This is a genomic window from Paractinoplanes hotanensis (assembly GCF_023717965.1).
GTDB lineage: Bacteria > Actinomycetota > Actinomycetes > Mycobacteriales > Micromonosporaceae > Actinoplanes > Actinoplanes polyasparticus.
In genome coordinates this window covers 1-25,669 of record NZ_JAMQOL010000017.1, presented here as the reverse complement: position 1 = coordinate 25,669, position 25,669 = coordinate 1, and the positions used below count along the sequence as shown (strand labels likewise).

The window sequence follows — 25,669 nt, the reverse complement described above, 5'->3', positions numbered from 1 at the left end:
CCCTCGTAGGACGAACTCAGAGCCAGTCGTGCTCGCGGGCGTAGCGGGCCGCGTCGTGGCGGGTCTGCGTCTGGGTCTTCCGCATGGCGTTGGACAGGTAGTTGCGTACGGTGCCCGGAGCCAGATGCAGCCGGGCGGCGATCTCAGCGACCGAGTAACCGTCGCGGGTCACCCGCAGCACGTCGGCCTCGCGCTCGGTGAGCGGGGAGTCGTCGATGACGGCGAGCGCGGAGACATCCGGGTCGATCCAGCGCCGGCCCTCGTGCAGCGTGGCGATCACCGACGTGATGTGGGCGGGCTCGGCCGCCTTGCTGACGAAGCCCTGCACCCCCAGCTTCAAGGCCTTGCGCAGCACGCCGGGACGTGCGTGCCGGGTCAGCATGAGAATCACCTGCTCGGGCCGGCTGCGGCGAATCTCGGCGACCGCGCCCAGCCCGTCCACCCCGGGCATCTCCAGGTCGATGACGAGCACATCGGGCGAGTGGGCGAGCGTTTCCCGTACGGCGGAAGCGCCGTCGAACGCCTCGGCCAGCACCGTGATGTCGCCCTCGAGCGGCAGCAGGGCGGCCAGGGCCTTGCGCAGCAACGCCTCGTCGTCGGCCAGCACCACGGTCGTCATCGGAACACCGCCGCCGTCACGAACTCCCCTTCCCGCAGCGAGACCGTCAGCTCGCCGCCCTCCTCGGCCACCCGGCGCCGCAGCGTGGACAGCCCGCGCAGCTCGGGCAGCGTCTCGCCCCGGGCCCCGTCGTTGACGATCGTGATGCCGTCCGCGGAGAGCGTCATCCGCACCCGGGTGGCCTGGGCGTGGCGCAGGATGTTGGTCGTCGTCTCCCGCAGCACCTGGCCGAGCAGCTCGGCGGTGCGGGCGTCCGCCTCGGCCTCGCGGGTGATCCGGACCGCGATGCCGGCCGCTTCGAACAGGTTCTTGGCGTTCTCGAGCTCGGCCGTCAGGTTCAGCCGGCGTTGGCCGTACGCCAGGTCCTTGGTCTGTTTGATGGTGTCGCTCACCAGCAGGTTGATCTCGCGCAGCTCTTCCTCGGCCCGGTCCGGATCGGCTCTGACCAGCTTCTGTGCCAGCGCCGCCTTCAGCTTGACCACATGCAGCGTGTGCCCCTGGATGTCGTGCAGGTCGCCGGCGAACCGGACGCGTTCACGGATGACGGCCAGCTCGGCCTCGCGCTGTTTGGACATCTCGAGCTCCTGGACGATGTCGTAGAACCGCTCGCCGACGTACGACAGCGCCATGATCAGCGCGGTGACGCCGACCGGGATCAGGAGGTACTTCTGCACGTCGCCGGGCTCGATCAGCAGCCGCAGCGCCCCGACGGCGCCGACGTAGCCGACCAGCGCGACGCCCGCCGCGTACCGCAGGCGGGGCAGCCGCGGGATGGCGAGCGACCCCACGCTCGCGACCCCCCACCACGCGTTCGGGCTGTCGATCACGAGCGCCCCCAGGGGCCACACCACGGCGCCGATGATCAGGCACGGGACCGCGACCCGGCCGACGTCGTTGGCCGTCCATCGCTCGAACGCGACCACCGCCGCCACCGCGCCCGGCGCCAGGATGAAGGCGTGCCACCAGACCTGCAGGTCGACCATCACCACGACCACGGCCGCGAGGATGATGGGCGGCAGCGCGGTGGCCAGGTTCAGTCGCCGCAGCCGGCCCTGGGTGGCCTCGGTGAGCTGCAGCGCGTGGGAGTTCACACCCCCAGTATTCGGACCTTCGAGGGCGCCGCACAGTGACACCACGTCATACGGGGTCGTGACACGGCGGCACTGACCGGCGCGCCGATCCGCTGGTGTGATCGAGTCATGTCCACGCCAGTCATCGAAGTCGAGAAGCTGAACCTCAAGTACGGCGACTTCCACGCCGTGAAGGATCTGTCGTTCGAGGTGCGCCCGGGGGAACTGTACGCACTGCTCGGCACGAACGGAGCCGGAAAGACCTCGGCCCTGGAGACGGTCGAGGGGCACCGGGAGCCGACCTCGGGCACCGTGCGCGTCTTCGGCCACAGCCCGCGCGACCGGAAGGCCGTGCGTCCCCGGATGGGCATCATGCTCCAGGAGAGCGGTTTCTCCCCCGATCTCACCGTACGGGAGTCGGTGCGCCTGATCGGCCGGCTCACCGGTCGCACGGACGACGACGGCCGGGTGCTCGACGTCGTCGGGCTGACCCGCAAGGCCGGCACCGTGGTCTCGCAGCTCTCCGGCGGTGAGAAGCGCCGCCTGGACTTCGCCACCGCCGTCTACGGCACCCCCGAGCTGATCTTCCTGGACGAGCCGACCACGGGTCTCGACATCCAGTCCCGCGACGCCCTGTGGGATTCGGTCGACCGGCTCCGCGAGAACGGCTCCACCATCGTGCTGACCACGCACTATCTGGAGGAGGCGCAGCAGCGCGCCGACCGGATCGGTCTCATGCACCAGGGCGTCTTCCGCCGGCAGGGCACGGTCAGCGAACTGACCCGCGCGCTGCCCTCGCACATCCGGTTCGCGCTCCCGGACGGTCCGGCGCTGCCGCTTGCCTCGTCGGTCGACGGAAACGCCGTGGTCGTCGAGACCTTCGAGCTGCAGAAGGACCTGCACCTGCTGCTCGGCTGGGCCCAGGACAACGGCGTCGAGCTCCGCGACCTGTCCGCCGGGCCGACCAGCCTGGACGACGTCTTCCGCGCCATCGAAGCCTAGGGGGCCCTCATGTTCGCCATCGCTCGCAGCGAGCTCATCCAGATCTTCCGCAACCGTCTCGTGCTGGTCACCAGCCTCATCATGCCGGTGGTGGTCAGCGCGTTCTTCATCTACCGCCGCGAGGGGTTCGCCACGCTCGGCAGCCTCGGCTACATCGCGGCGATCATCATGTTCACCATCGGGGCGTTCGGCCTCTACACGACCGCGGTGACCACCCTGGCCTCACGCCGGCAGAACCTGTTCCTCAAGCGGCTGCGCTCCACCGCGGCCGATGACAAGAGCATCCTGGGCGGGCTGCTGCTGCCCGTCACTGTGCTCGCCGTCGTCCAGATCGCCGCGATTCTGACCGTGTTCGGCGCGGTGAGCGGCAGGCCCGGCAGCATCGCCCTGCTGGCGCTGGCCGCCCTGGCCATCGTGGCCATGATGGTCGGGCTGGCCCTGGCCACGGCCGGGCTCACCAACTCGCCCGAGCACGCCCAGGTGACGACCCTGCCGGTCAGCCTCGGGGTCATCGCCGTGGCCAGCTGGGTCGGCATCAGCGGCACCGAGGAGCTCACCCTGCTCAAGCGGCTGCTGCCGGGCGGCGCGGCCACCGAGATGGTCGTCGACGCCTGGAACGGCAGCGCCTCGGTGATCCTGCTGGCGCCCACCCTGGCCTGGGTCGTGGTGGCCGTGGCCCTCGCCGCGCGTCTGTTCCGCTGGGAGCCCCGCCGCTGACCTAATCTTGGCGTGACATGACTGCTGACCTGCCCGAGATCCGCCCCATCTACGCCGAGCCGGCGGCGGCCGCGCTCCCCCGCTTCCCCGGCGCCGAGGTGGTCGAGGTCGAGAGCGATCAGCGCATCGACGAGCTCTACGGCGGCAGGCGCTGGTCCTGGGGGTGAAGAGCCGCCGCCGTTGCCGCTCCCGATCGCAGCGACGCTCACCGAGGTGCGCCTTCTGGGCCGCGCGCTGGTGTGGGCGGTCGAGCCGTCGCCCTGCTTGCGGGCTTTGCACGAGGCGGTATGGTCGTCGGTGGGCGGCTGGCCTTCGCCGGAAGAGTTCGTTCCACACCTCAGCCTGGCCCTGCGCGTGCCACCGTCGTCACAAGCAGCCGCCCTGCAGTTGCTGACCGCGGTGCCCCCGATGTCCGGCTTGTTCGTGGCCGCCCGCACCTATGACACCGAGAGACGCACAGCACACCCTCTGTGAGCCGCCCGGGCTGACAGGCAATTCTCAGGGCGGCCGCCGATACTGCTGGGGGTCCTGCCGTCGAACCTGCTCGAGGAGTTTTCGTGTCCGTCCTCGCTCAAGCCGCCCCCGAGACGTCCGGCGGGCTGACCGGGTGGGCCGTCGGCCTCATGGAATCGCTCGGTGGCGTGGGCGCGGCCCTGATCGTCGGCCTCGACAACCTGTTCCCGCCGATCCCGAGCGAGCTGGTGCTGCCGCTGGCCGGCTTCTCGGCCAGCCGGGGCGTGTTCAGCCTGCCCGAGGCCCTCTTCTGGACCACGCTGGGCTCGGTCGTCGGCGCGATCATCGTCTATTGGGCCGGCGCCCTGCTCGGCCGTGAGCGCACCCGCCGGTTGGTCGGGCTGATCCCGCTGGTCAAGGTGCAGGATTTCGACCGCTGCGAGGAATGGTTCGCCAAGCACGGCACCAAGGCGGTGTTCTTCGGGCGCATGGTGCCGCTGTTCCGCAGTTTCATCTCGCTGCCGGCCGGCGTCGAACGGATGAGCTTCTGGAAGTTCACCGTGCTCACCACGCTCGGCAGCTTCATCTGGAACACGCTGTTCGTGACGGCGGGCTACATCCTCGGCGAGAACTGGCACCGCGTCGAGGGCTACGCCGGCGTCTTCCAGAAGATCGTCATCGCCGGTGTGGTGATCGGCATCGGTTACTTCGTCTGGCAGCGCCTGCGGTCCAATCGCCTCGGGCCCCCCGACGCCGACGCCACCATGGTGCTCCCGGTGATCCGCGACCGCCGCTCGGACGCGTCCGACGTGGGTCTCAACGGTCTGCTCGGCCGGCGCGACCACGACGCCACCACGGTCCTGCGGTCCGTGCGCGAGCCGCGCCACAACCCCGACAACGACGCCACGATGATCATGCGGCCCGTCCGCGACGAGCCTCCTCACCGCCGCTGACCGGCGGGCCCACCGCCCAGCCGCCCCGGCCGCCCCGGCCCTCGGCCGGAGGTCGTTCTTCGTAGGCTGTCGCGATGTTCGACCTCACGCGTGTGGCCCGCCGCTGTTCCCGGATCGTCGACTCGCGCGCGTTCGAGGTGACCATCGTCGTGATGATCGGGGCCAACGCGGTCCTGCTCGGCCCGCCGCCTGGAGATGACCGAAAGCCTGGGCGCCGACGAGGACGAGGACGGCGTACCCGACGACATCGACCGCATCCTGGTCAGCCAGCGCCTCGACGACCTCCGCACGATGATCGCCGAACTCGAACGCGACCTGCGCATCGACCGCCGTCCCCGATTTAAGGATCTTTAAGGTAGAGCCCTCATCTGCCGGCCCGACCAGGGTCGTAGTTGTCGGTGCTGCACCAAGCAGCACCCGACGGCGAAGGAGCTTCACGATGTATCGGACCCGGCAGCGCAAGATGACCTCGACGACGCGCAAGGTCGTCCTGGGAGCTTCGGCGCTGGCGCTGGCGGGTGGCGCGTTCGCCGTCAGCACCGGCATGAGCAGCGCGGGCGAGAACTGCGTAGGCCTCGACCAGGCCCTGCGCCAGAACCTGCAGTTCATCGCGGGCCAGCGCTCGGCGCCCGACGCCCAGTCCGAGGCCCGGATCGCGAATCGCCAGGCGGTGGTCGACCTGATCAACCAGCGCCGCGCGGTGGCCGGCTGCAACGCCGACGTGGCCGGCGAGGTCCCCGGCGCCGCCGCCCCCGCCGGCAACCAGGCGACGAAGCCCCCGGCCGCCAACCCGCCCGCGGCCAACCCGCCCGCGGCCAACCCGCCCGCGGCCAACCCGCCGGCCGCCAATCCTCCGGCCGGCGACGCTGGGAGCGGCGCGGGCGAGGTCGTCTGCAAGGGCTCGACCGTGACGCTCTCCGGCGAGGCCGGCGCCCCGTTCGCCTCCAGCGGCACGTTCCCGATCGGCACCACCCTGAAGGTCACCAACCTCGACAACAACAAGAGCACCACCGTCAAGGTAGAGACCACCTCGGGCAGCTGCATCCTGCTCAACAACGCCGCCTTCGAACAGGTCCGCGAGCCCGGCAAGTTCCTCATCCGCCGCGCCGTCATCGAGCGGGTCGGCTGACCCCACCGCTCCCCCGCTGTTCCGGCACCCACCAGAAGAGCCACGCCGCCGCCCGGCGAGGGTCCCCAGACGCGCCGCCGCTCGGCAAGGCGTCGGCCGGAGCGCCCGGCGAACGAGTAACCGTTCGCCGGGCGTGCCCGTGTCCACCACCCGGCGTGCGAGTCACCGCTCGTTGTGCGCGGCCACGTTCAGCAGCAGCCCCCCGGTTACCGTTCTCCGGGCGTGCCTGTGCTCAGCGGCCGGGCTCGTAGCGGCGCTTTGCGAACCTTGTTCGAGCCGGTGCGAGGCAGGTCGTCGACCACGTCGAAAATTGCAAGTCCAAACCGCTCCAAGATCGCTAACAACTACGAACTGACGTAGCGACTTGCCGGTCAACTCCTAGGGATTAAACAGCGATCCACTAGGGGTCTTTGGGTCTAGTCACATGGCAACCCGCGGAGGGTTGCCGGCAAATTCCCGGCAAGGTCCAGAACACGTGTTCTAATGTTGCAGAGTTGTAAAGTTTCTTGATGTCTATCTGGGTGAGCCGGACTTTGGCGAGGATCTCATCGGTGGTCGCGGTGCATTGGAACGGCCGGGGATTGGTGTTCCAGGCGTTGTGTAGGCCCGGATGGCCCGGACGAAGACCTGCACGGAGGCGAAGGTGCCGCGGCGGACGGCCTGGCGGGTGATGATGCCGAACCAGGTCTCGATCTGGTGAGCCAGCTGCAGCCTTTCGGGGTGAAGTGGAAGTGGGCGCTCGGATTGGCGTCGAGCCAGACCCGGACGTCGGAGGTGGTGTGGGTGGACAGGTTGTCCAGCACGACATGCATCTCGCGGCCGGCGTACGGGCGACGGCCTTCTTCAGGAAGGCCAGAAACGCGGGCCGTTACGGCTGGGCGCGCAGTCGCAGGCGATTTCGCCGGTGCCGACATTGAGGGCGGCGAACAGGTTGGTGGTGCCGTGCCGCACATAGTCGTGGGTGCGCTGCTCGCTGCGGTCGAACTCGATCGGCAGCAGCGGCTGAGCGCGGTCCAAGGCATGGATCCGGGTCTTCTCGTCGAGGCTGAGCACGACCGCGCCGCCGGGCGGGTCCAGATAGAGCCCGACGAGTCGACGACCTTGTCGGCGAACTGCGGGTCCCTACTCAGCTTGAAGGTGCCCTGCTTCTGCGGTTTGAGCCCGTGCTCGCGCCATAGGTTTGCCACCCAGTGATGCGACACGCTCGCGCCGGGGGTGCGGGTGACGTAGTCGGCCATAGTCCGGGTCGACCAGTGCGACAAATCCCGTCTCCGCCGGCGGCGTGGTGTGGGTCAGCGCCAGCACCCGCGAGCCGACGTCCGCGCTCACCTGCCCGCGAGGGCTTCGCGGCGAACAGTTCCGCCCCGCCCTCGGCCACATACCGGGCCAGCCACAGGTCCACCGTCGGACGCGACACCCCGGCCAGTGCGGCGATGTCCTTCTTCATCCGTGTCAACGGTCAAGACGAAGTGGCTCTGGCACGAAGTTGGTGATTCCGCCGAACCTGCGGCGTGACGGCTATTCGTCGAGGACGACGCGGAGCCGGAGGAAGTCGAAGTTCGCACGGCCGTACATCTGTCTTTTGATCGCCTTCAATCGACAAACGTTTCCCTTCGACAGCGCCGCTGCTGTAGGGCAGGGTGAGGCCGTTGCGGACGGCGTCGTAGTCCTTGATCAGGCCGGCGGCGAAGCCAGCCAGATGCGCGATGCCGCTCTGCTTGGCCTGGGCGATCCAGGTGTCCGGATGCTGGCCCTGGAAGTGGCGCAGCATACCGGCGAAGTCACTGACCAGCCGGTCAACGGTGCGCAGGCTGTCACAGCGCTCGAGGATGCGGTTCAGGCCGGACTGCTCGTCTTCAGTACGGTCGCCGGCCGGGGCGAATGATCCACCCGGTCACCTGCCGTGGTTTCGGCGCGACCGCGGTCACGGCGGTCGGTTTGACTGTGCCGTCGCGCCAGGTCTGCAGCAGTCGACGCACCGTGCGGGCGCTGCCGCGGTAGCCGCGGTCGCGTAGTTCGGTGGTCAGCCGGACCGCGTTGGTGCAGCCCTGTTCCCACCGGAAGACGAGGTAAGCGGTGTGCTCGTCGAGATCTTTCGGCCGGGGGACGGTCTCGGTGAGCAGTTCATCCGCGGTCGCCGCGCGCAGGTAGCGGCGCACCGTCTTGCCGTCGAGGTTCAACGCCCGGCTGATCGCGGTGGCGCCGACGCCGGTGGCGTGCAGGGCATGGATCTCGGCGTGCCGTTGCCGGGTCACCTCGGCTCGGTGGCCCGGCTCGCCCTCGGTCGACGGGCGCGGCTGGGCGACGGCTTCGGCTTCGGGCCGGTCCTTGAGGCAGGCGCGGTGGGCACGAACGACACGGTCGACGGCCTTGGTGAGGTTCTGCAACAGGTGGAAACGGTCGGCGACCTGGATTGCGTCGGGCGCGCCCAGCCGGGTGCCTTCGGCGTACCCGCTGGCCCTGCCGCGGCAAATCACCTGAGCACCAGGGTGAGCGCGCAGCCAGGCGGCGAAGGTGTCGCCGTGACGATCGGGCAGCAGGTCGACGGGTCGGCCGGTGTCCATGTCGACGATAATTGTCCGTAGGTGTTGCCCTTGCGGAACGCGAAGTCGTCGACCCCGACCACCGTGATCGTGCCGGGCTCGGGCACCGGCAGCGCCCGGGCCAGCCGCAACATGGTCGTACGGGACACCTCCACGGCCAGCATGCGGGTCATCCTTGCGCCAGGCCGGCCGCCCAACGCCAGGGCGATCTTCTCCAGGGCCACGCAACAGTGGAGTGCGGCGGGCATACGGTGTCGTCAGTTCCGGCACCTGCTCGGCAAAAGGTCAGCCGCTGGCAGGCGGTGTTGTCGCAGAAGAACCTGCGGACCCGCACACGCAGCAGGGCCGGCCGGCCACCGATCGCCGGGTCGGCCAGGACCCGCTGGTAGCGGCTGTGCACTCGGGCCGACCTCGACTCGCAGGCCGGGCATCCCGCATCGTCAGCCGAAACGTCAGCTTCCAGTCAGACCGTGCGTCCCTCGGCACGCACGTGCCGGATCCGGAGGGCCGAGAGGTGGGGCAGCAGCCCTTCCAACCATGATCATCGCACCATGAACATGATCATCCATAGTGGACCACATCCGATGGCCGGGGTCGAGACGATCCCCGGTTCACCAACCGGCCCTCGGCATGCCACAACACGATCCTCGCCCGGCTACCGACCGCCCGCTGACACCTCGGCACTGGTGGTCAGCGCACGCACCTCAGCATCCTGGTCAGCCGTCAGTTCTGCCTGGACAGCCAACGACACCAACATCACGTAAAGACAACAAAATTACGATGCACTAGACGTTTCGCTCGGCGGGAATCGCTGGTGAGGGCTCGTGGTCGACCTGCTCGCGCGGATCGTCTCACGTGGGCCGGCCAAGCTGGGCTAGGCCGTCGACCACGAATGATCGAAAACCTCTCGCAATTCGAGAGAAAAGACTCGGATCCGTTCCCTATCGAGAAAGTATACTTGACGAAGAAAGATACTGACATCAGCTCTCTTCTAAATGTCGTGGAGGTGCCATGTCCATCGGAGTTTCGATCCGGGACGCAACTATCGCAGACGTCCGTTCGATAGATTGGGCCTCGTCTAGGGTGCAATCTGATGCTTGGCTGCGAGAATGCCGAAGAGGCCAACGGGAAGCATCGTTCATGGTAGCCGTCTGCAATGGTCTTGTAGTCGGAAAGGTCAGTGTGGACTGGGTCCGGAAGCCGGGCGTGGCCTGGATCTGGATGGCATCGGTCTGCCCGGCATGGCAAGGTCACGGTATCGGTACAGCGATGATCGCCGCTGCCGAGGTTCGAGCGATACGAAATCGTGTCGTCTTCGCCGAGCTGGCCGTCGACGACGACAATCCTCGTGCAGCCGCGCTGTACGAACGTCTCGGCTACCGGTTCGTGGGCTCACACTTTGAACGCCGCCCTGCGGTTGATGACCACGGCAATGAGTATGTCGCGGAGAAGAACGGGAGGGTCATGAGAAAGGCTTTGGACACCGCCGGGACCGATTCCCCGGAATTTCCCGTGGCGCTGATGATCTCGATCTGACACCGCCCGGCGGCCGAGCAGTTCGATCAAGATACCGAGAAGTCGAGTGCGACCAGGCTTTCCGCGGCGAGTTCGTCGTCGTTGGCCTGAACGGCGCACACGAGGTTGTGGAGCGTGTGCCAAACGGCACGGAAGCGGGCACGCGCAATCTCCTCCGATGTAGTTTGCCCGTAGGAGCTCATCAATTTTGGTCTAGCTTCGGGCGGAAGAAAAGAGAATGCCAACGACAAGTCGAGTGCCCGATCACCGACATGCGTCTCGCCCCAATCGATGACTGCAGTCAGACCGGACCGAGAATTGAGTACGAGATGTCTCGAGTAGAGATCCCCGTGCACCAGAGCGAGGCGCGCTCTCCCCGCTCCGGACAAGGAATCGATCACTCTTCGCAACGAGCAATTGTCCCGGACTAAACCGACAGAAACCAGCTTATCCAAATTCGCGTGAGCCTCTGCGATCCGGATGCTGGGATCCAGCCTTCCCATCCTGTCATCGGGAGCGCCCCACCGTCTCGCGCGAGCCGCGGGTATCCGATGGAGGGCCGCAAGGAACCTCCCGATGGGACGAGCCAGCGCAATTCTCGCTCCGATCGTCATAGGAATGGCACAGGCGGGGTTCCCCGGAAGCATCCGATAGCCGAGAAACGGAAAATGGAATCCCGCTGTCGGCCGGCCACGAGCAACGAACCTCGGGACCTCTACTGGCACGACGCGTGCGATATGGCGTAAAAGTCTGCCCTCGGTCATCAGAAAGCGAGCCGTAGCGCTGCTGCGCGGAAACTTGAAGACATACAGTCGGTTCACAAGAAAGGTGACATTGTCCCATCCGCCGCCCAATTCTTGGAGCGAGGCTGGAGCCAGCGTGGGAAACTGCTGCTCGATCAGCGAAGCCGCCGCGCCGGAGCCCAGTTCGCGGCCGGTCGGCCGATCACCGCCGGGATGCGGCCTATCGAACGAACTTCTGCTCACCCGATCTCCAATTCGCGCTACAGATCCACGTCCCGGGCCGGCCGCAGACCCAAGTCCCAGTCGGGGCTCACCGAAGGATCACCGTCTCTGCTGGCAGATCTGCAACGGCTGGCTTCGCTTCGCCATCCGCCGCCTCGATTTACCTTCCAATTGCTGTCATCCGATATCCACGAGCTTCCATCGGTCGGCGCGCCAGAAAAGGTTGGATGCCATGTGTCCCGGCACCACTCCCAGACGTTGCCGTGCATGTCATGAAGCCCGAATGCGTTTGGCGACAACTGCCCCACCGGGTGCACCGCGCCCTCCGAGTTCCCCGAAAACCAAGCGAAACTGTCCAACTCCTGCTCATCGTCGCCGAAGTAGAACGCTGATGAGCTGGATGCTCGGCAGGCATACTCCCACTCGCATTCCGCCGGAAGTCTCAAATCCACATTGCCGAGGACCTCAGTGCAGGTCTGCCATGAGACCGACTCGACCGGCAGGACACCCACATCGCTCACCGGAAGTTCAGGATGGAGGAAGCTCGGGTCATTGCCTGTGATGTTTTGCCACTGCGCCCGCGTCATCTGGAATTTCGATAGGAAGAACGGTTGGATCCTGACATGATGAACAGGCCCCTCCTCGGGTTGTGCTCGGTGGTCGAGGTTGGGTTGCTTGTAGCGCTGGGCGCCTATGGCACCCGTTCCGCGGGGTATGAGGACGAGTACAAGTCCAGCTTCGGTATCAAGAACATGCTGGCCTTTTCGCTTCTGAGGCGGCCGTCCGGTGTCCTCGCACAGAAATTCCCACAGGCCTGAAAGCGGGTCGGCTCCGAGCGGCACAAGGCCGTGTTGCCGACCGATCCTCAGCCTGCCGTAACGCCCGCTGTCTGCGATGTCTTTCAAGGCACGGTTCCACCGACCGGAACTACCCGAGCTTCTACTCCTGACTGCCTCTCGCTTCGCGTTCGCAGACGAGCGGCTATGGTCGATCGTCGCACGAAGAGCTTCAGCGAAGTTCGCTATTCGCATATAGCGACGGGATGGAGACTCGGCCAGGGCTCCGCGTACCACCCTCAGCAGCTCGCCGCTGGCCACCTGTTCGGCAAAAGCATCTGGTCGACGGAAGGCCGCTATCGGTAGATCTCGTCCGTAGAGGCAGAAAAGAACGGTCATTCCAAGCGAATAGATGTCCGCACCAGGAGTCGCGTCCTTCGCGGTCTCCCAGATCTCAGGTGCCGCAAACATTGCGGTGCCGAATGCTCCAGTACGCGTTCCACCGGTGCTGTCCGCTACCCGCGCCAAATCGAAATCAGTAATGCGAGGACGTCCTTCGTCGTCAAGCATGATATTCTGCGGTTTTATGTCGCGATGTATGACACCCCGATCGTGCGCGAACTGGAGTGCATTTCCCACCTCGGCAAGAATTGAGAGACAATCCGGCCGGGTGAGCGTCCCGTCCAGCACCGCCTCTCGCAAGTCCCCGCCGCGCAGCAACTCCATGACGAAGAAATAGCGACCCTCGTGTTGTCCCCGAGGATCGAGAATGCGCACGACACTAGGGTGACGAAGACCCGACATGACGCGAGCCCCGCGGTAGAACCTATCGATCATACTTTGATCTCGGGAGAACTGAGCGTGCAGCAACTTCACACCGACAAACTCTCTGCGGCTGCTGTCGTAGGCCTTCCAGACCTCGCCGAAGCCTCCGCTGCGCAGCCGCGCGACCAGTCGTAGACCCGGTCCGATATTGTCGCCCTCAGAAAGGTGGCGCTCGCGCCTGAGCATGCGTTTCACCGCGGCGATCTCGATATCGACGTCATGGGTCTGCCGACCTTCCAGACGAACTTCCGCCCGCTTTTCGTAAAGCGACTCCAACGAATCGAGGAGTTCGTTACTGGAACGTTTCGAAGTCGCAGCTAAGTCAGGCTTGTATAGTTTATCGAAGGCGTTCTCGACAGTATCCAGATCGATTCTTTCGGTGGACGGCGGGAGGTTGTTAGCAGTAACGCCCTTGACGAGCGCCTTGGCGAACTGCGACAGAAATGCTTGGTAGTCGTCCTCAAACTTCCTCATCCTCATCAGTTCGAGCAGCCCGAGGTCGCGGTAACGCTCACCGAAGGCCGCCGTGCCGTACTGCAACTCCGCGACCGCCAGCGGAAGGTCCGCCACCGGTCTCCATACCACCGGAAAAACTAGTTTTATGGTGTCGCCGGTTCCGCTGGCGTCGCTAACCCGCTGGCTGAAAACCGACCATTCACGGCCTGCGAACTGACTGAGGAAAAGGCTCGGCGAGTAGTTCGGAACAAAACATCGACAAGTCGTCAGTGCCTGCTCGATGCTCTGTAGCCATCGCATGCCGACGGAGATGTCCGCCGTGTCCCGGAACCCGGTTTCGTCGGGATTGATGCCGGTGAGACCGGCAATCTCGTTACATAGGTCGGTGTAGAAGCGGTCGAGCTGGGGGCCGGCGTCGCGCCTGGCGTAGCTGAAGAAGAAATATGGCGTCAACTGCACCCCCTGGGTGGACGGCGATGCCTAGGCAGATTCTAGGGCTCACTTCGGGTGTGTGCCCGGCAGGCGTGAAGCATCAGGTGGCGCTTCGACCGGTGATGACGTGTGACGCATGTTCATGCCTGCAGTGCGGGCCAGCGGTCTCCGCTCACAAGACGTTTCTCCCGCCGACCGGGGTGCCGGGTCGTCGAGCCGCCGTTCGTTCATCAGGCCGCATCGCGTCCACTACCACAGCATGCACCATTCGCACGTCAACGTGGATGATCGAGTTGGACGAGGAAGGCGCGGATCTGCGAAGCCTGCCCCTCGTGTGACGGTAAGCCAACGTCGACTTGGCCTTCGCCTTGGCCTTGGCTGAGCGCTTGGCCTCGGTGTGTACAGGTGCTGAGCGTACAGGTGCTGGGACTTTCCGCGAGCTGGCAGGCCGAGCCCACCGCCGCATCCTGTCCACACTCGGCACGGGGCCCTAGGCGCGGCGCCAGCTCTGCTGGTAGGGGCTGTGCCAAGCCGAAAGACGACTTCGGCCCAGAAGTCCGGCGCGTCCGCACCGACCCCGCGATACCAGGAATCCACTTCGAGGGGGACAGATCGATCACGCCGAACAGGCAGGAAGAGGGTCACGTCCGCGGGCATGGTGTCAGAGTCCGCCATGGCCGACCCGTGTGGGTTGATGCTATGCGGCGATCTCGACGGGCTGGTCGGGTTCGGTGTCTTGGCTGGCGATGATGGGTGTGAGGCGGGCTTTGCGGAGCAGGGCCAGGCCCATGTAGCGGCGTCCTTCGACCCATTCGTCGGTCTGTGCGGCGAGCACGGCGCCGACGAGGCGGATGATCGCGGCGCGGTTCGGGAAGATCCCGACGACGTCGGTTCGCCGCCGGACTTCTTTGTTCAGCCGCTCCTGGGGATTGTTCGGCCAGATCTGGCGCCAGAGTTCACGCGGGAACGCGGTGAAGGCCAGGAGATCGTCGCGGGCGTTGTCGAGGTGTTCGGCCGCGTCGGGGAACTTGTCGGCGATGGTGTCCAGCACTCGGGCGAACTGGGCTTTCACCTCGTCGGTGCCGGGCTGGTCGAAGGCGGTGCGGACCACAGTGGCGACCCACGGCTGCGCGGACTTCGGGACTTTGGCGAGCAGGTTGCGCAGGTAGTGGGTGCGGCAGCGCTGCCAGGACGCGCCGGGCAGGGCGGCGCCGGCCGCGCTGACCAGGCCGCGGTGGCGTCGGAGACCATTAGCCAGGCGCCGGACAGACCGCGGGCGGTCAGCGAGCGCAGGAAAGCGAGCCAGCCCGTGCCGTCCTCGTCCGAGCTGATCTCGAGGCCGAGGACTTCGCGGCCGCCGTCGGCGTTGACACCGACCGCGATCAGGGCGTGGACGTTGATGGTGCGGCCGGCCTCGTGGACTATGATGACCAGGGCGTCGACCCAGACGAAGGTGTAGGGCCCGGCGTCCAGCGGCCGGTGGCGGAATGCTTCGACCTGGGCGTCGAGGTGGCGGGCCATCTCCGATACCTGGCTCTTGGATAGCTGCTTGACACTGAGTTGCTCGACCAGCTTTTCGACCCGCCGCGTCGAGACGCCCAGCAGATACGAGGTGGCCACGACCGCGACGAGCGCCTGTTCGGCGCGGCGGCGGTGCTGCAGCCGGTCCGGTAAGTACGAACCCGTGCGTAGTTTCGGGATGGCCAGCTCGACGGTGCCGCCGGGGGTGTCCCAGTCGCGGTGACGGTAGTCGTTACGTGAGTTGCTCCGTTCGTCGCTGCGTTCGCCGTACTCGGCGGCACAGACGGCGTCGGCCTCGGCCGACATCAGCACCTCGGCGACGGTTTCACCATCGCCCGCAGTAGATCAGGGCTCGCCGATTCAAGATGCTCGCGCAACAGGCTGGCGACGTTCAAACTCGGGTCTGCGGCCATCGCAGGTCTCTCCTTCGAGATCTCAGACAATCCGAAGGATCTGCGATGGCCGCCTTCATGCATCGAGAAAGACCAGGTCCTACACCACATCGGTGGACGTGACCCAGGAAGAGAGGATCACGGTCATCGCATGGATCGCGGTTGATCACGCGGTCCGGAGTGGTTGTGGTCGCCCGCGACTCAAAGGGTGCAAGCCTGGGCCCGGGGCAAATTGTCGCGCGAATTGTGAGGCCGCCGAGTGATGCCGTTTCGGGCACCGGTGGCAGGGCATTGACTGCTTACCATGTCTAGGCGTTACACTCCAGACATGGTCGAAATTGGCTTTGAATGGTATCGGTCCTATGCCGCACGATATAGCGAGGTCTCCAACCAATACCTACAATCCGAATACCACGACAGCTCCGACAATCGGCTCACGCATGACCGGGACGTGTTGCGCCGGACTCAGGAACTCGCGCCGGGCCGCCACGGCCTCGATGTGGGATGCGGGCCGGGGGCACGCGATGTCGCGGCATTCGTGGCCGCCGGTTACGACATGATCGGTGTCGATGCGGTCGCTGAGGGCCTGGAGCTCGCCGTCGCCCTGCATCCCACGCTGGCAGGCAGGCTTATCTGCCATGACCTGCGCGACGGAATACCCTTCGGGGACAGCGAATTCGACTTCGTGACATGCAACTCCGTAATTCAGCATTTCGAACGGCAGGAGGTCTTCGACACCGTCCTGCCTGAAATCGTTCGCGTTGTCAAGCCCGGCGGAATCTGTCTGCTGCACTTCAAATACGGCTCTGGCATATGGACGGTACTAGACCCGGAATACGACACAGAACGGCATTTTCGCCTTTATGACCCGGACGAGGTAGTCGAATTCTTCCGGAGTTATGGCTTTGGCGTCGTGCCTTCGGCAGGCGGCCGCCTCGGTGGAGTAATCCGAGCGCGCGACACCAAGAACTGCCCGGAATGCATCGTCTGGTTCCAGTCATAACCGAACTTCGGCATATATCGCTGGATCGCTCTTCATGGCGGGAGCTCAACATCCATGGAATCAACCGAGGAACAACGCGATTCGAGCCGCACCCAACAGGCCGATGACGCTCCGGAGGGCCGATCGGCGCCAATCATCAGTGGTGACAGTCAAAGCCTCCATTTCCTGGTGAACCAGCTGGACAGAAGGCCCTTCACCTGTGTGTTGCGTCGCACACCAGCAAACGCGGAGCTCGAGAAAGCGGTGTTCGCAGCTGGCAAACTGAAGCCGCGTGAGATCCTGGAGAAAGAACTGTTCCCGGTTCGGACGCCGAACGGAAGGGTTACTTTCGAGGATCCGCAACGTCTACTGTCCAAAGCGGAGCAACGTGCCGCAGTGGAGGCCTTCCAGCAGATCGCACTACAAGGCCACTTTACGTCGGGACCTCACGTCGCACGTTTCGAACAGGCGTTGGCGGATTTTTCGGGCCTTCCATGGGCGATCGGAACCAGCAGCGGAACCGACGGTCTGGTAATCGCGCTGCGGGCGTTGGGGCTGACACCCGGTGACGAGGTCGTGATACCGGCGAACAGCTTCGCAGCCACCGAGAACGCCATCCTTGCTTGCGGCGGCGTGCCGGTCCTGGCCGATATCTGCGGCGATGGGCCGACCTTGGCTCCTGCCGATCTTGCCGCCAAAATAACTCCGCGAACCAAGGCGGTGGTTCCGGTGCATCTGTATGGCGAGTTGGCCAGGATGGAGGAGATCGCCGCAGTCGCGCGCGAACACGGAATCGCGATTGTCGAAGACGCATGCCAGGCCGTAGGGGTGACCGGAGTCGGTGTGTACTCGGACGCGGCGATCCTCAGCTTCAATCCGCACAAGAACTTTGGCCTCTGCGGCAAGGCCGGAGCCATACTCACCGAAAACGCCGACATTGCAGCACTGTGCCGTATGATCGGCTATCACGGTTTCCGACCGGGTGGGAAGAATGTCAAGCAAGTTTCCTTCGGCCTCAATGCCGGCATAGACAACATGCACGCCGCCATAGGCCTTGCCCTGTTCCCTCATCTGACGCTCAACAACTTCCGAAGGACCTTGTTGGCAAAACGGTACACGGAGGCACTTTTTCCGTTACAAGAGGCCGGGGCCATACGTCTTCCCGCGTTCGCACCGACCAGCTCGTGGCACCTCTTCCCGATTCAGGCGCTAAGGTCCGGACGAGATGAGCTTGCGCGACTTCTGAGCGCGCGATGGAACGTCGAGGCGGCGGTCTTCTATCCGGTGCTCACGCATCAACAGGACACTCCTCTGCTGCGAACCACTTTCGCCGGTGTCAGCCTGCCGAGAACGGAACTTTTCAGCGCGCGCCAACTGTGTCTCCCACTTTTTCAGCACATGTCGCTGGCCGAACAGGATCGCGTCATTGCGGCGGTTTTCGACGTGTATTCGTAGTGTGCTCGGCGTTTCTAGTCGTAGCGAGTACATATCCTCGTGCACGGCGAACGCCGGCCGTCCCATACTTGCTAGGTGTGAGGTTTGCTTGACTGAACTACCGGGCCTGCGCGTCGGAGTGATCGGAGCCGGTCGCGCCGCCGTTGCGCACATGACAGCCCTTTCCAATATCCCTTGGACGTATCTTGTCGGACTGCACGACCTACCCGGATCTCCCGGCACAGATGCGGCAGCACGCTTCGGGTGCCGGAACTTCGTGTCATTCGATGCTCTTCTGTCCGCCGCCGATGCGGTCATTATCGCGACTCCCAACAATACTCACAGCGTATTGGCTTGTGAGGCGCTCAGGCTTCGGCGGGCTGTGCTCTGCGAGAAGCCGATGGCAACCAGCGTCACTGACGCCGAACGCATGGTCGAGCATGCTGCGTCGGCCGGGCAGGTCGCGAGCGTCGGCTTCAACTATCGCTACCTTCCTGCAGTCCGGACCGCGGTGTCCGCAATTCGCGCCGGCGTCATCGGCGAGATGGTGAGCGTCCGCCTGAGTCTCTGCAGACGCAGCGGTTCGACTCACAATCCGGCGGCATGGAGGCAGAGCCCGGAACAGGGATTAACGGGAGGGGCGACCGGCGACCTCGGGGTCCACCTTTTCGACCTACTGCGCGCGATATCCGGCAAAGAGATAGTAATTGACTCCTGCGGCGCCACCGTTCGATCTGCCGGTGCAGCAGGAAACGGCCGCGCCTCGGCCGATACATTCGCAGCCGTGGAGGGCCGCCTCGAGGGTGGCGCCGAATTCGTGGCCGTTGCCTCGAAAATAGCCAGAAGGGCGACGTTTTCGATGAGGATCTCGGGATCGACCGGAAGGATCGAATATCGGTCAACGAATGCCGAGCTTCGAATCCTCAAAATGAACGGTGAGGTGGCGGATTTCCGTATGCCAGAGTCCGCAACCTCCGCGCCGGTGGCCGGCGAGATCCACGGATGGGAACACAGCTTCGAGATGCAGTTGCGAGAGTGGTCATTGCAGGTTACTGGAAGCGCCACTCCTCGTACGCTGGCGACCTTCAACGATGGCTTGGCGGCTCAACGCGTGCTCGGATGGATCAACTCTCGCAGCGTTGTAACTTAGTCTTACTGAAAGACACTAGCCGGCCCCGGCCCTTAGAGAGCACCGGGCAACCCGGCCGGGAGTTGCAGCCGCTGCTTATCGTCACGCGACTTCGGCGTGCATGTCCTCGCTGGCCCGGCCGTTCAGCGCCGTGCGGAACCGGAGGGTTCTATCACATTTCGTTGGGCTTAGTTCGGCTTCCTGGAAGCTGGCCGGCGATGATGTGTCCAGGAACAGGATCTCCGCTGATGTCGAATGGGGTGTGGCCGACCAACCCACTTAAGTGTGGAGGCGGTCCGGTCGGGTCGAATGCTTTGTGCCGGAGGGCTATGAGGAATCCGATGCGAACATCCGCGACTTGATAGGCGGCCGCTTGTTTGAGGTAGGCGGTTCTGTCGCTCTTGGGAACATTGGTTGAGTCGACCTTCATTGCGATGTTGATGGAGAAGCCGTCGAAGGTCACACGGAGGTCAATTCTGCCGCCACCGAGGTGTTGATCCTCGAATCTGACGTGAGATCCGAGTTCGCTGCCTGCTAGGAAATCGTTGAGGTCGAGGTGGATTTTATCTTCCTTGGCTTCGGGGTCGAACAGGTATGGGCGCAGGTTGGCTTGGCATTGGTTCTCGTTGTCACGAATCGGATGATGATGCGCAGCAATTCGTTGACGGCAACTTTGACTTCGCCTCGGTAGTCGGGGCTTGTTTGGAGTGCGTTGCAGATCGCGTCGTAGACGCTAGATTCGGTCAGGCTGAGGCTTTTTCTGCTGGTGGTTCGATCGCTGACCGCGTGCGCCAGCTCGGCGAGAATGGTGGGATCCCAAGTCCGCAGCTAACTGTGAGCGCGCTGGTCCGCCTTCGGCTCGGGTCGGCACTTCTCGCCACTGGCCTCAGCGCCTCCATCACGGAAGCTTGGCCGCCGGATGTACGCCCGCAGCATCGCACTCAGCGACGATACGGCTTCGACCAGCTCGTGATCTTGCAACCACGCCTTGTCAGAATGGCCGATGTCGGGAGTCCGGTTGAGGATCTTCATCAGTCACAGCTCGCGCGGGGACGATTACGCGGGGAACGTGCGCGAGCAGCTCAGTGATCGACGGAAGGACCGCTACGAGGTGCTCGTCGACATGGACGCGCTCCGCCCCGGCGATTTGTGGTGCGTGACCCTCTACCGCTGGCTGCGCGAGGCGGACGCCGCGATCGTCCTGATCAACCAACGTGCTATAGGTCCATCGCCGATCTTCGGGCCGCGCTCCGGCCCGACGACCACGACTACGTCGATCCGGGGCCGCTATGGTGAGCGCTGGCGCCCGAATCGGCACGGCGGCGCGGCCGCCCGGGCCGCGGGCCGGTCCGGCGCCCCGCGGCCGGACCGCACCCGTCGCTCAACGAACGGCGGCGCGGCCGGGGCCGCCGCGGTACTGATCGATGAGGCCGATCCCGACTTGCCGAACGCCCTGCTGGTGCCCCTCGGCACCGGCGAGTTCACCGTTGCCGAGACCGGCTCCGTCGTCCGGCCGAGGCCGTTGCCGACGGTCCACCGCCGCCGACAGAATCACCTCTCACCCGGCGTGCCCGCATTCGCCGCCGCGCACGAATCACCGCTCGCGGGGCGTGCCTGTGTTCAGCGGCCGGGCTCGTAGCGGCGCTTTGCGAACCTTGTTCGAACCGGTGCGAGGCAGGTCTTCGACCACGTCGAAATAGGCCGGGAGCTTGTATCGGGCAAGCCGGCCGCCCAGAAACTCACGCACCTCGGCCGGATCGACCTCTCGGCCCGGAGCGGCCACGACGAACGCCCGTCCCACCTCGCCCCACTTCTCGTCCGGCACGCCGACCACCGCCGCTTCGGCCACAGCCGGGTGTTCGAAGAGGACAGCCTCGACCTCAGCGGGATACACGTTCTCGCCGCCCGAGACGTACATGTCCGTCAACCGGTCGACGATGTGGAAATGCCCCTCGTCATCCACCACAGCGACGTCCCCCGACCGGAACCAACCCCCGTCAGCGAACGCGGCCGCCGTCGCGGCCGGATCGTTCCAGTAACCGGGTGTCACGTTCGCTCCCCGCACCCACACCTCACCCGGTTCGCCGGCCTCGGTGTCGCTGAGATCCGGTCGCACACAACGGACGTCCGCGAAGAACACCGGCACACCGGCCGACCCGACGTGCGCCGAACTCTCCCGAGCTTCCAAGAACGTCGCCCCAGGCGCGGTCTCAGTCAGCCCGTAGCCCTGGCAGAAGGTCAAACCCCTCTCCTGGTACGCGGTGATGAGCGCCGGCGGAACGGCGGCGCCCCCGCTCATGACGCTGCGCACCGACGACAGATCAGTCGACACCCACCGCGGCGACCGCGCCAGGGCCGCGAACATGGCCGACACGCCGAACATCCAGGTCACCCGCTGCGAAGCGATCAGAGTCAGAGCCTCGTCCACCTCCCAACGCGGCATGATCACGCTGGCGCCACCCTTGAGAAACGTCGGCAGCAAACACTGATTGAGCGCGGCCACGTGAAACAGCGGCGCCCCGATCAACCCCACCTCGTCGCCGCCGACGTCCACCCCCACCAAAAGGTTGAAGCAGTTCCAGACGACATTCCCGTGCGTGAGCACCGCCCCCTTCGGCCGCCCGGTGGTCCCGGACGTATAGAGAATGAAGGCCGCGTCATCCAGTGACATCGCCACGCCGTCCTCCACAGGCGCCCCGTCACCCACGGCTGAGACACCCGGTGACGTCGCCACAGCCTCATCCACAGACGGCCCACCCCTAGCTGAGCCAGCCAGTGACACCGCCACACCCTCATCCACAGAGGGCCCGCCATCACCAGCCGAGGCGCCCAGAGGCGTCGCCACGCCGTCGTCCACGGCCGGCCCGCCATCCCCAGCCGGGGCGGCCACATCCTCGTCCGCAGACGGCCCGCCGCCCATAGTCGAGGCACTCGGTGACGTCGCCACACTCTCGTCCACAGACGGCCCGCTGTCCCCAGCCATGGCGCTCAGTGGCATCAGCACGACGGCTGTGGACAAGGATTGGACGGTTTCCGCGCAGGAAGGGCCGTACACAAGCACGGACGTGCCGCTGTGGAGGAGCATGTAATCGATCTCGGGCGCGGTCAGCCGGAAGTTGAGCGGCACGAAGACCGCTCCCAGGCGATGTGTGGCGAACATCGTCTCGACGAACGCGGGATGGTTGGGACCGAGGTAGGCGACCCGGTCACCCGGCCCGACCCCTGCGGCCCGAAGACGTGCGGCCGCGTGGCCCACCCGCATGTGCAGCTCGGCATACGTAATTCGGTCGCCCTGGAAGACCAGCGCAGTCCGCCCCGGAGAGATGGCCGCCCGTCGCGCCGGCCAGGCCCCCAGCCCCACATTCGCCATTGTCATGAAACCGCCTCCCATCCCGCCGGTCGGCCGTCAACAAAGAACACCGCTTCACTCATGCCTCGCCGACCAGGCCCGTGAGCCCCGCACATGTCGCAGTCGCACCCAGGCCACGTCGACCCCATACCCGTCACAGTGGTGCCCCGCCACACCCGCCCGGCGGTCGTCGCAGTCATGCCTCGCCACACCCGCCCGGCACCGTCGCGGTCGTGCCCGCCATGCCGACCCCGGATCTGTCGCAGTGGTGCCCCGCCGCGCCGACCCGGAGCGTCGCGGTCGTGTCCTGCCACGCCCATCCGGCAGCTGTCGCGCTCGTGCCCCGGCACACCGGCCCGGCGCGTCGCGCTCGTGCCCCGGCACGCCAGCCCCGCACCCGTCGCAGTCGCGCGCCGTCATGCTGGTCTCGCACCCGTCGCAGTAGTGACCCGCCTGGCCCGCCCCACAACCACGCCGGGAGCAGCGGCGGACGTCATGCGTAGTAGCGGTATATCGGGTGGGCCACGCAGGCGGGCTTGTCGACGCCGTCGATCTGGACGATGAACGTCAGCGACATCTGGACGCAGCTGCGAGCCACCTGCTCGACCTCGTCCACCGTGGCCGCCAGGCGGATCTTGGAGCCGACGCGGACCGGGCTCGGGAAACGCACCTTGTCGAGGCCGTAGTTGACGCCCATCTTGATGCCGTCGACCGCCAGTAGCTCCGAGAAGAACGGGATGACCAGCGACAACGTCAGGTAGCCGTGGGCGATCGTCCCGCCGAACGGGCCCTGGGCGGCGCGCTCGACATCTACGTGGATCCACTGGTGGTCGTCGGTGGCCTGGGCGAACGCGTTCACCCTGTCCTGGGTGATCTCCAGCCACGAGCTGGGGCCGAGCTCCTGCCCGACCAGCGCCTTCAAGCCGTCCAGTCCGTTGACAGTGATCATGTGGTGTCTCCTTCTCGTCGGTGCGCCGTGGCCGTCAGCGAGCGCCGTCGTCGGTCAGCCCGAGGAGCCGGGCCGCGTTGTCCTTCAAGATTCTGGGGCGTACGTCGGGCTTGATGTCCAGTGCGGCGAAGTCGGCCAGCCAGCGGTCCGGGGTCAGCACCGGATAGTCCGAGCCGAACATCACCTTGTCCTTCAGCAGCGTGTTGGCGTAGCGGACCAGTTGGGGCGGGAAGTACTTCGGGGACCAGCCGGACAAATCGATGTGCACGAGCGGCTTGTGGGTGGCGACCGCGAGGGCCTCGTCCTGCCACGGGAACGACGGGTGCGCCAGGATGATCGTCAGCCCGGGGAAGTCCACGGCCACGTCGTCGACCAGCATCGGGTTCGAGTAGCGCAGCCGGACGCCGCCGCCACCGGGCACGCCCGCGCCGATTCCGGTCTGCCCGGTGTGGAAAAGCGCCGGTACGCCGAGTTCCTCGATCGCCTCGTAAAGCGGATACGCCATCCGGTCGTCCGGTGCGAAGCCCTGCAGGCTGGGGTGGAACTTGAATCCCCGTACGCCGTGGTCCCGCACCAACCTGCGGGCCTCCCGCACCCCGGCCCGGCCGCGGTGCGGGTCGATCGAGGCGAACGGGATCAGCACGTCGTCGTGTGTGGCGCAGGCGTCCGCCACCTCCTCGTTGGGGATGCGCCGATGGCCGGTGGCGTGCTCGGCGTCGACCGTGAAAATGACCGCGGCCATCCGGCGTTCCCGGTAGTAGGCCGCGGTCTCGTCGACCGTCGGCTGCCTCGGGCCACCCGATCCGAAGTACGCGGCGGAGGCGCCCAGCAGCTCCGGGCTCAGCGACCCGTGCCCGTCCCGGCCGACCTCGCAGTGGGTGTGGACGTCGATGGCCACCAGCTCGCCGACGTTCACTCAGGTCGCCGGGGGCAGGGTGGGGGCGGGAATCCCGTACGTCTCCGGTTCCGCGCCGATGCTGCCGGCCCAGGCCGCGGCGATCGCCTCGCTGGTCCAGCCGCCGTCGGCGAACGCAACCGTCTTCTCGTGCGGATGGGACCACAGGGACAGCCGATCGCCGCCGATGCCGATCGCCTGGCCGGTGACGTCCTTCGCGGCGTCCGACGCCAGGAACACGATCAGCCCGGTGACGTCGTCGACCGTGCCCATGCCCTCGTCGCGGCGCAACCAGGAGGGCAGGGGCGTCCCCGTGCGTTCGGCCTCCTCGATCACCGGGGCGAACGCGGGAATGGTCTTGGTCATCTCGGTGACGGCGACCGGAACGATCGCGTTCGCGGTGATGCCGGCCCGCGCCAGTTCCAGCGCCCAGGTACGGGCCATCGCCGCGATCCCGGCCTTCGCGGCGGCGTAGTTGGTCTGGCCGAAGTTCCCCCGCTGCCCCGCCGGTGACGAGACCAGAATCAGCCGGCCGCCCTCCCCGCGTTCCCGCATGTGGACAGCGGCCGCCCGTCCACAGGTGAACGTGCCGCGCAGGTGCACTTTGACCACAGCGTCGAAGTCGTCGTCGCTCATCTTCCACAGCACCCGGTCCCGCAGGATCCCGGCGTTGGTGACCATCACATCGAGCCGCCCGAACTCCCGCACCGCGGTATCCACAAGCAACTCGGCAGTCGCCGTCTCTCCCACCGCGGCGACAACCCCGGTCGCCCGTCCCCCACCGGCCACAATCGCGCCGACCGCGTTCTCCACAGCCTCCGGTTCGATGTCGTTCACCACCACCGCGGCCCCCGCGTCAGCCAGCGCCCGGGCGTAGCCCAAGCCCAGCCCTCGCCCGCTTCCCGTGACCACAGCGACCTTCCCGGAAAGTGTCATCGTTTCTCCCGTCCTGCTTCCGAACGAACAGAGGCCGAATTCCCGGACGCCGTGACCCCACCGCCAGGAGCGGAATCACCATCCACAGGACTTCCCGAGGCAGAGCCGTCACCACCAGAGCCCGGCGCAACACCAGCTGAGCCGGACCCATCGGCCGCAGCATCTGCGAAACCGGCTCCCGCTGCGGAGCCGGCAGACCCGTCGCCTTCAGGAGCGCAGCCCCCGGCCCCAGAACCCGAAGCGCCCGACGTCGAGCCACCGGAGGCAACGTCGGACGAAGGAGAGCCATCAAACCCTGAACCGACAGAAGCAGCCGCCTCCGTGGCGGAGCCATCGGACGGAACACCAGGCGAAACAGAGTCATCGAGCCCAGGACCGGCAGCGCGTGACGTGGATCCACCGGCGGCACCACCAGACGAAGCAGAGCCATCAGCCCCAGAACCGACAGAAGCAGCCGCGCTTGACGCGAAACCGCCGGAGGCACCGTCATCCGAAGCGGAGCCATCAAACCCTGAACCGACAGAAGCAGCCGCCTCCGTGGCGGAGCCACCGGACGGAACACCAGGCGAAACAGAGTCATCGAGCCCAGGACCGGCAGCGCGTGACGTGGATCCACCGGCGGCACCA

General features: G+C 66.0%; 27 protein-coding genes and 1 pseudogene. 13 read left to right on the top strand and 15 right to left on the bottom strand.

The genetic code is table 11. The features are described 5' to 3' along the window. Positions 1 to 16: 16 nt before the first annotated feature. Positions 17 to 619, bottom strand: coding sequence for a response regulator transcription factor (locus LXN57_RS14250; protein ID WP_251798578.1), 603 nt, complete (start codon positions 617 to 619; stop codon positions 17 to 19). After that, the gene (locus LXN57_RS14245) at positions 616 to 1,710 is read right to left on the bottom strand and encodes a sensor histidine kinase (protein ID WP_251798576.1); all 1,095 of its coding nucleotides are present in this window, start codon (positions 1,708 to 1,710) and stop codon (positions 616 to 618) included. The genes LXN57_RS14250 and LXN57_RS14245 overlap by 4 nt, the downstream gene beginning before the upstream one ends. Positions 1,711 to 1,818: 108 nt before the next feature. Between LXN57_RS14245 and LXN57_RS14240 the strand changes: the two genes are divergently transcribed. The 7 genes from LXN57_RS14240 (at position 1,819) to LXN57_RS14210 (ending at position 5,943) form a co-directional block, all read left to right on the top strand. Then, positions 1,819 to 2,691: an ABC transporter ATP-binding protein gene (locus LXN57_RS14240; protein WP_251798575.1), complete on the top strand. Its 873-nt coding sequence runs from the start codon at positions 1,819 to 1,821 to the stop codon at positions 2,689 to 2,691. Between the two features lie 9 nt (positions 2,692 to 2,700). Next, positions 2,701 to 3,408: an ABC transporter permease gene (locus LXN57_RS14235; protein ID WP_251798574.1), complete on the top strand. Its 708-nt coding sequence runs from the start codon at positions 2,701 to 2,703 to the stop codon at positions 3,406 to 3,408. 17 nt (positions 3,409 to 3,425) lie between these two features. Next, entirely contained in the window at positions 3,426 to 3,575 is a 150-nt protein-coding gene (locus LXN57_RS14230; protein WP_251798573.1) for a hypothetical protein, read from the top strand. A gap of 13 nt (positions 3,576 to 3,588) precedes the next feature. After that, a complete protein-coding gene (locus tag LXN57_RS14225; protein ID WP_251798572.1) occupies positions 3,589 to 3,882 on the top strand; it encodes a 2'-5' RNA ligase family protein in 294 nt (97 codons plus the stop codon). Positions 3,883 to 3,965: 83 nt separating this feature from the next. After that, on the top strand, positions 3,966 to 4,814 hold the full coding sequence (locus LXN57_RS14220; protein ID WP_251798570.1) for a DedA family protein: 849 nt from the start codon (positions 3,966 to 3,968) through the stop codon (positions 4,812 to 4,814). Between the two features lie 195 nt (positions 4,815 to 5,009). Continuing rightward, positions 5,010 to 5,168 carry a hypothetical protein gene (locus tag LXN57_RS14215; protein ID WP_251798569.1) on the top strand — a complete coding sequence of 53 codons (159 nt, stop codon included), beginning with the start codon at positions 5,010 to 5,012 and terminating at the stop codon, positions 5,166 to 5,168. Positions 5,169 to 5,253: 85 nt separating this feature from the next. Continuing rightward, a complete protein-coding gene (locus LXN57_RS14210; RefSeq protein ID WP_251798568.1) occupies positions 5,254 to 5,943 on the top strand; it encodes an SCO2207 family protein in 690 nt (229 codons plus the stop codon). 843 nt (positions 5,944 to 6,786) lie between these two features. Here LXN57_RS14210 and LXN57_RS14205 read toward each other — a convergent pair. Beyond that, positions 6,787 to 6,996 (bottom strand): hypothetical protein, encoded by a 210-nt coding sequence (locus LXN57_RS14205; RefSeq protein WP_251798567.1) that lies wholly within the window; start codon positions 6,994 to 6,996, stop codon positions 6,787 to 6,789. Between the two features lie 436 nt (positions 6,997 to 7,432). Here LXN57_RS14205 and LXN57_RS14195 point away from each other — a divergent pair, with 436 nt between their 5' ends. Next, positions 7,433 to 7,828, top strand: a complete 396-nt coding sequence (locus LXN57_RS14195) for a hypothetical protein (RefSeq protein WP_251798565.1) — start codon at positions 7,433 to 7,435, stop codon at positions 7,826 to 7,828. On the opposite strand, the gene LXN57_RS14190 is transcribed toward LXN57_RS14195, so the two are convergent. The 3 genes from LXN57_RS14190 to LXN57_RS48325 are packed head-to-tail and all read right to left on the bottom strand — an operon-like array spanning position 7,800 to position 8,949. Then, positions 7,800 to 8,507 carry a transposase gene (locus LXN57_RS14190; protein ID WP_251798564.1) on the bottom strand — a complete coding sequence of 236 codons (708 nt, stop codon included), beginning with the start codon at positions 8,505 to 8,507 and terminating at the stop codon, positions 7,800 to 7,802. The genes LXN57_RS14195 and LXN57_RS14190 overlap by 29 nt on opposite strands. Continuing rightward, positions 8,417 to 8,650 carry a hypothetical protein gene (locus tag LXN57_RS14185; RefSeq protein WP_251798563.1) on the bottom strand — a complete coding sequence of 78 codons (234 nt, stop codon included), beginning with the start codon at positions 8,648 to 8,650 and terminating at the stop codon, positions 8,417 to 8,419. The genes LXN57_RS14190 and LXN57_RS14185 overlap by 91 nt, the downstream gene beginning before the upstream one ends. A 5-nt stretch (positions 8,651 to 8,655) precedes the next feature. After that, positions 8,656 to 8,949: a transposase family protein gene (locus tag LXN57_RS48325; protein ID WP_369077281.1), complete on the bottom strand. Its 294-nt coding sequence runs from the start codon at positions 8,947 to 8,949 to the stop codon at positions 8,656 to 8,658. Positions 8,950 to 9,497: 548 nt separating this feature from the next. On the opposite strand from LXN57_RS48325, the gene LXN57_RS14180 reads away from it, so the two are divergent. Then, on the top strand, positions 9,498 to 10,022 hold the full coding sequence (locus LXN57_RS14180; RefSeq protein ID WP_251798561.1) for a GNAT family N-acetyltransferase: 525 nt from the start codon (positions 9,498 to 9,500) through the stop codon (positions 10,020 to 10,022). 26 nt (positions 10,023 to 10,048) lie between these two features. Here the strand turns inward: LXN57_RS14180 and LXN57_RS48320 are convergent, their stop codons facing one another. The 3 genes and pseudogenes from LXN57_RS48320 to LXN57_RS14170 form a co-directional block, all read right to left on the bottom strand. Further along, entirely contained in the window at positions 10,049 to 10,987 is a 939-nt protein-coding gene (locus tag LXN57_RS48320; RefSeq protein WP_369077279.1) for a phosphotransferase, read from the bottom strand. 17 nt (positions 10,988 to 11,004) lie between these two features. Beyond that, entirely contained in the window at positions 11,005 to 13,476 is a 2,472-nt protein-coding gene (locus LXN57_RS14175) for a TIR-like protein FxsC (protein WP_251798560.1), read from the bottom strand. A 676-nt stretch (positions 13,477 to 14,152) separates the two neighbouring features. Next, positions 14,153 to 15,389, bottom strand: a pseudogene (locus LXN57_RS14170) (IS256 family transposase). A gap of 307 nt (positions 15,390 to 15,696) precedes the next feature. Between LXN57_RS14170 and LXN57_RS14165 the strand changes: the two are divergent. The 3 genes from LXN57_RS14165 to LXN57_RS14155 are packed head-to-tail and all read left to right on the top strand — an operon-like array spanning position 15,697 to position 18,934. Continuing rightward, a complete protein-coding gene (locus LXN57_RS14165) occupies positions 15,697 to 16,371 on the top strand; it encodes a class I SAM-dependent methyltransferase (protein WP_251798559.1) in 675 nt (224 codons plus the stop codon). A 54-nt stretch (positions 16,372 to 16,425) separates the two neighbouring features. Then, positions 16,426 to 17,805, top strand: coding sequence for a DegT/DnrJ/EryC1/StrS family aminotransferase (locus tag LXN57_RS14160; RefSeq protein WP_251798558.1), 1,380 nt, complete (start codon positions 16,426 to 16,428; stop codon positions 17,803 to 17,805). Between the two features lies 1 nt (position 17,806). After that, complete coding sequence (locus tag LXN57_RS14155) at positions 17,807 to 18,934, top strand: Gfo/Idh/MocA family protein (protein ID WP_308206618.1); 1,128 nt, start codon at positions 17,807 to 17,809, stop codon at positions 18,932 to 18,934. Between the two features lie 151 nt (positions 18,935 to 19,085). Here the strand turns inward: LXN57_RS14155 and LXN57_RS14150 are convergent, their stop codons facing one another. Both LXN57_RS14150 and LXN57_RS14145 read right to left on the bottom strand, forming a co-directional pair. Further along, positions 19,086 to 19,376 (bottom strand): hypothetical protein, encoded by a 291-nt coding sequence (locus LXN57_RS14150; protein ID WP_251798555.1) that lies wholly within the window; start codon positions 19,374 to 19,376, stop codon positions 19,086 to 19,088. A gap of 365 nt (positions 19,377 to 19,741) precedes the next feature. After that, positions 19,742 to 19,945 (bottom strand): hypothetical protein, encoded by a 204-nt coding sequence (locus LXN57_RS14145; protein WP_251798554.1) that lies wholly within the window; start codon positions 19,943 to 19,945, stop codon positions 19,742 to 19,744. Positions 19,946 to 19,982: 37 nt separating this feature from the next. On the opposite strand from LXN57_RS14145, the gene LXN57_RS14140 reads away from it, so the two are divergent. Beyond that, complete coding sequence (locus tag LXN57_RS14140) at positions 19,983 to 20,552, top strand: hypothetical protein (RefSeq protein WP_251798553.1); 570 nt, start codon at positions 19,983 to 19,985, stop codon at positions 20,550 to 20,552. On the opposite strand, the gene LXN57_RS14135 is transcribed toward LXN57_RS14140, so the two are convergent. The 4 genes from LXN57_RS14135 to LXN57_RS14120 form a co-directional block, all read right to left on the bottom strand. Then, positions 20,508 to 22,283 carry an acyl-CoA synthetase gene (locus LXN57_RS14135; RefSeq protein ID WP_251798796.1) on the bottom strand — a complete coding sequence of 592 codons (1,776 nt, stop codon included), beginning with the start codon at positions 22,281 to 22,283 and terminating at the stop codon, positions 20,508 to 20,510. The two genes, LXN57_RS14140 and LXN57_RS14135, sit on opposite strands and share 45 nt — an antisense overlap. Before the next feature lie 472 nt (positions 22,284 to 22,755). After that, positions 22,756 to 23,211 (bottom strand): MaoC family dehydratase, encoded by a 456-nt coding sequence (locus LXN57_RS14130; protein ID WP_251798552.1) that lies wholly within the window; start codon positions 23,209 to 23,211, stop codon positions 22,756 to 22,758. Between the two features lie 34 nt (positions 23,212 to 23,245). Then, on the bottom strand, positions 23,246 to 24,127 hold the full coding sequence (locus tag LXN57_RS14125; RefSeq protein ID WP_251798551.1) for an amidohydrolase family protein: 882 nt from the start codon (positions 24,125 to 24,127) through the stop codon (positions 23,246 to 23,248). Beyond that, the gene (locus LXN57_RS14120) at positions 24,128 to 25,042 is read right to left on the bottom strand and encodes an SDR family oxidoreductase (protein ID WP_251798550.1); all 915 of its coding nucleotides are present in this window, start codon (positions 25,040 to 25,042) and stop codon (positions 24,128 to 24,130) included. Positions 25,043 to 25,669: the final 627 nt, after the last annotated feature.

What these genes read in the sequence shown, in the direction of transcription:
- LXN57_RS14250 (WP_251798578.1), bottom strand. Translation starts at nt 619, where the DNA reads ATGACGACCGTGGTGCTGGCCGACGACGAGGCGTTGCTGCGCAAGGCC.
- LXN57_RS14240 (WP_251798575.1), top strand. Translation starts at nt 1,819, where the DNA reads ATGTCCACGCCAGTCATCGAAGTCGAGAAGCTGAACCTCAAGTACGGC.
- LXN57_RS14235 (WP_251798574.1), top strand. Translation starts at nt 2,701, where the DNA reads ATGTTCGCCATCGCTCGCAGCGAGCTCATCCAGATCTTCCGCAACCGT.
- LXN57_RS14230 (WP_251798573.1), top strand. Translation starts at nt 3,426, where the DNA reads ATGACTGCTGACCTGCCCGAGATCCGCCCCATCTACGCCGAGCCGGCG.
- LXN57_RS14215 (WP_251798569.1), top strand. Translation starts at nt 5,010, where the DNA reads ATGACCGAAAGCCTGGGCGCCGACGAGGACGAGGACGGCGTACCCGAC.
- LXN57_RS14210 (WP_251798568.1), top strand. Translation starts at nt 5,254, where the DNA reads ATGTATCGGACCCGGCAGCGCAAGATGACCTCGACGACGCGCAAGGTC.
- LXN57_RS14190 (WP_251798564.1), bottom strand. Translation starts at nt 8,507, where the DNA reads ATGGACACCGGCCGACCCGTCGACCTGCTGCCCGATCGTCACGGCGAC.
- LXN57_RS14185 (WP_251798563.1), bottom strand. Translation starts at nt 8,650, where the DNA reads ATGCTGGCCGTGGAGGTGTCCCGTACGACCATGTTGCGGCTGGCCCGG.
- LXN57_RS14180 (WP_251798561.1), top strand. Translation starts at nt 9,498, where the DNA reads ATGTCCATCGGAGTTTCGATCCGGGACGCAACTATCGCAGACGTCCGT.
- LXN57_RS14165 (WP_251798559.1), top strand. Translation starts at nt 15,697, where the DNA reads ATGGTCGAAATTGGCTTTGAATGGTATCGGTCCTATGCCGCACGATAT.
- LXN57_RS14160 (WP_251798558.1), top strand. Translation starts at nt 16,426, where the DNA reads ATGGAATCAACCGAGGAACAACGCGATTCGAGCCGCACCCAACAGGCC.
- LXN57_RS14145 (WP_251798554.1), bottom strand. Translation starts at nt 19,945, where the DNA reads ATGAAGATCCTCAACCGGACTCCCGACATCGGCCATTCTGACAAGGCG.
- LXN57_RS14135 (WP_251798796.1), bottom strand. Translation starts at nt 22,283, where the DNA reads ATGGCGAATGTGGGGCTGGGGGCCTGGCCGGCGCGACGGGCGGCCATC.
- LXN57_RS14130 (WP_251798552.1), bottom strand. Translation starts at nt 23,211, where the DNA reads ATGATCACTGTCAACGGACTGGACGGCTTGAAGGCGCTGGTCGGGCAG.
- LXN57_RS14120 (WP_251798550.1), bottom strand. Translation starts at nt 25,042, where the DNA reads ATGACACTTTCCGGGAAGGTCGCTGTGGTCACGGGAAGCGGGCGAGGG.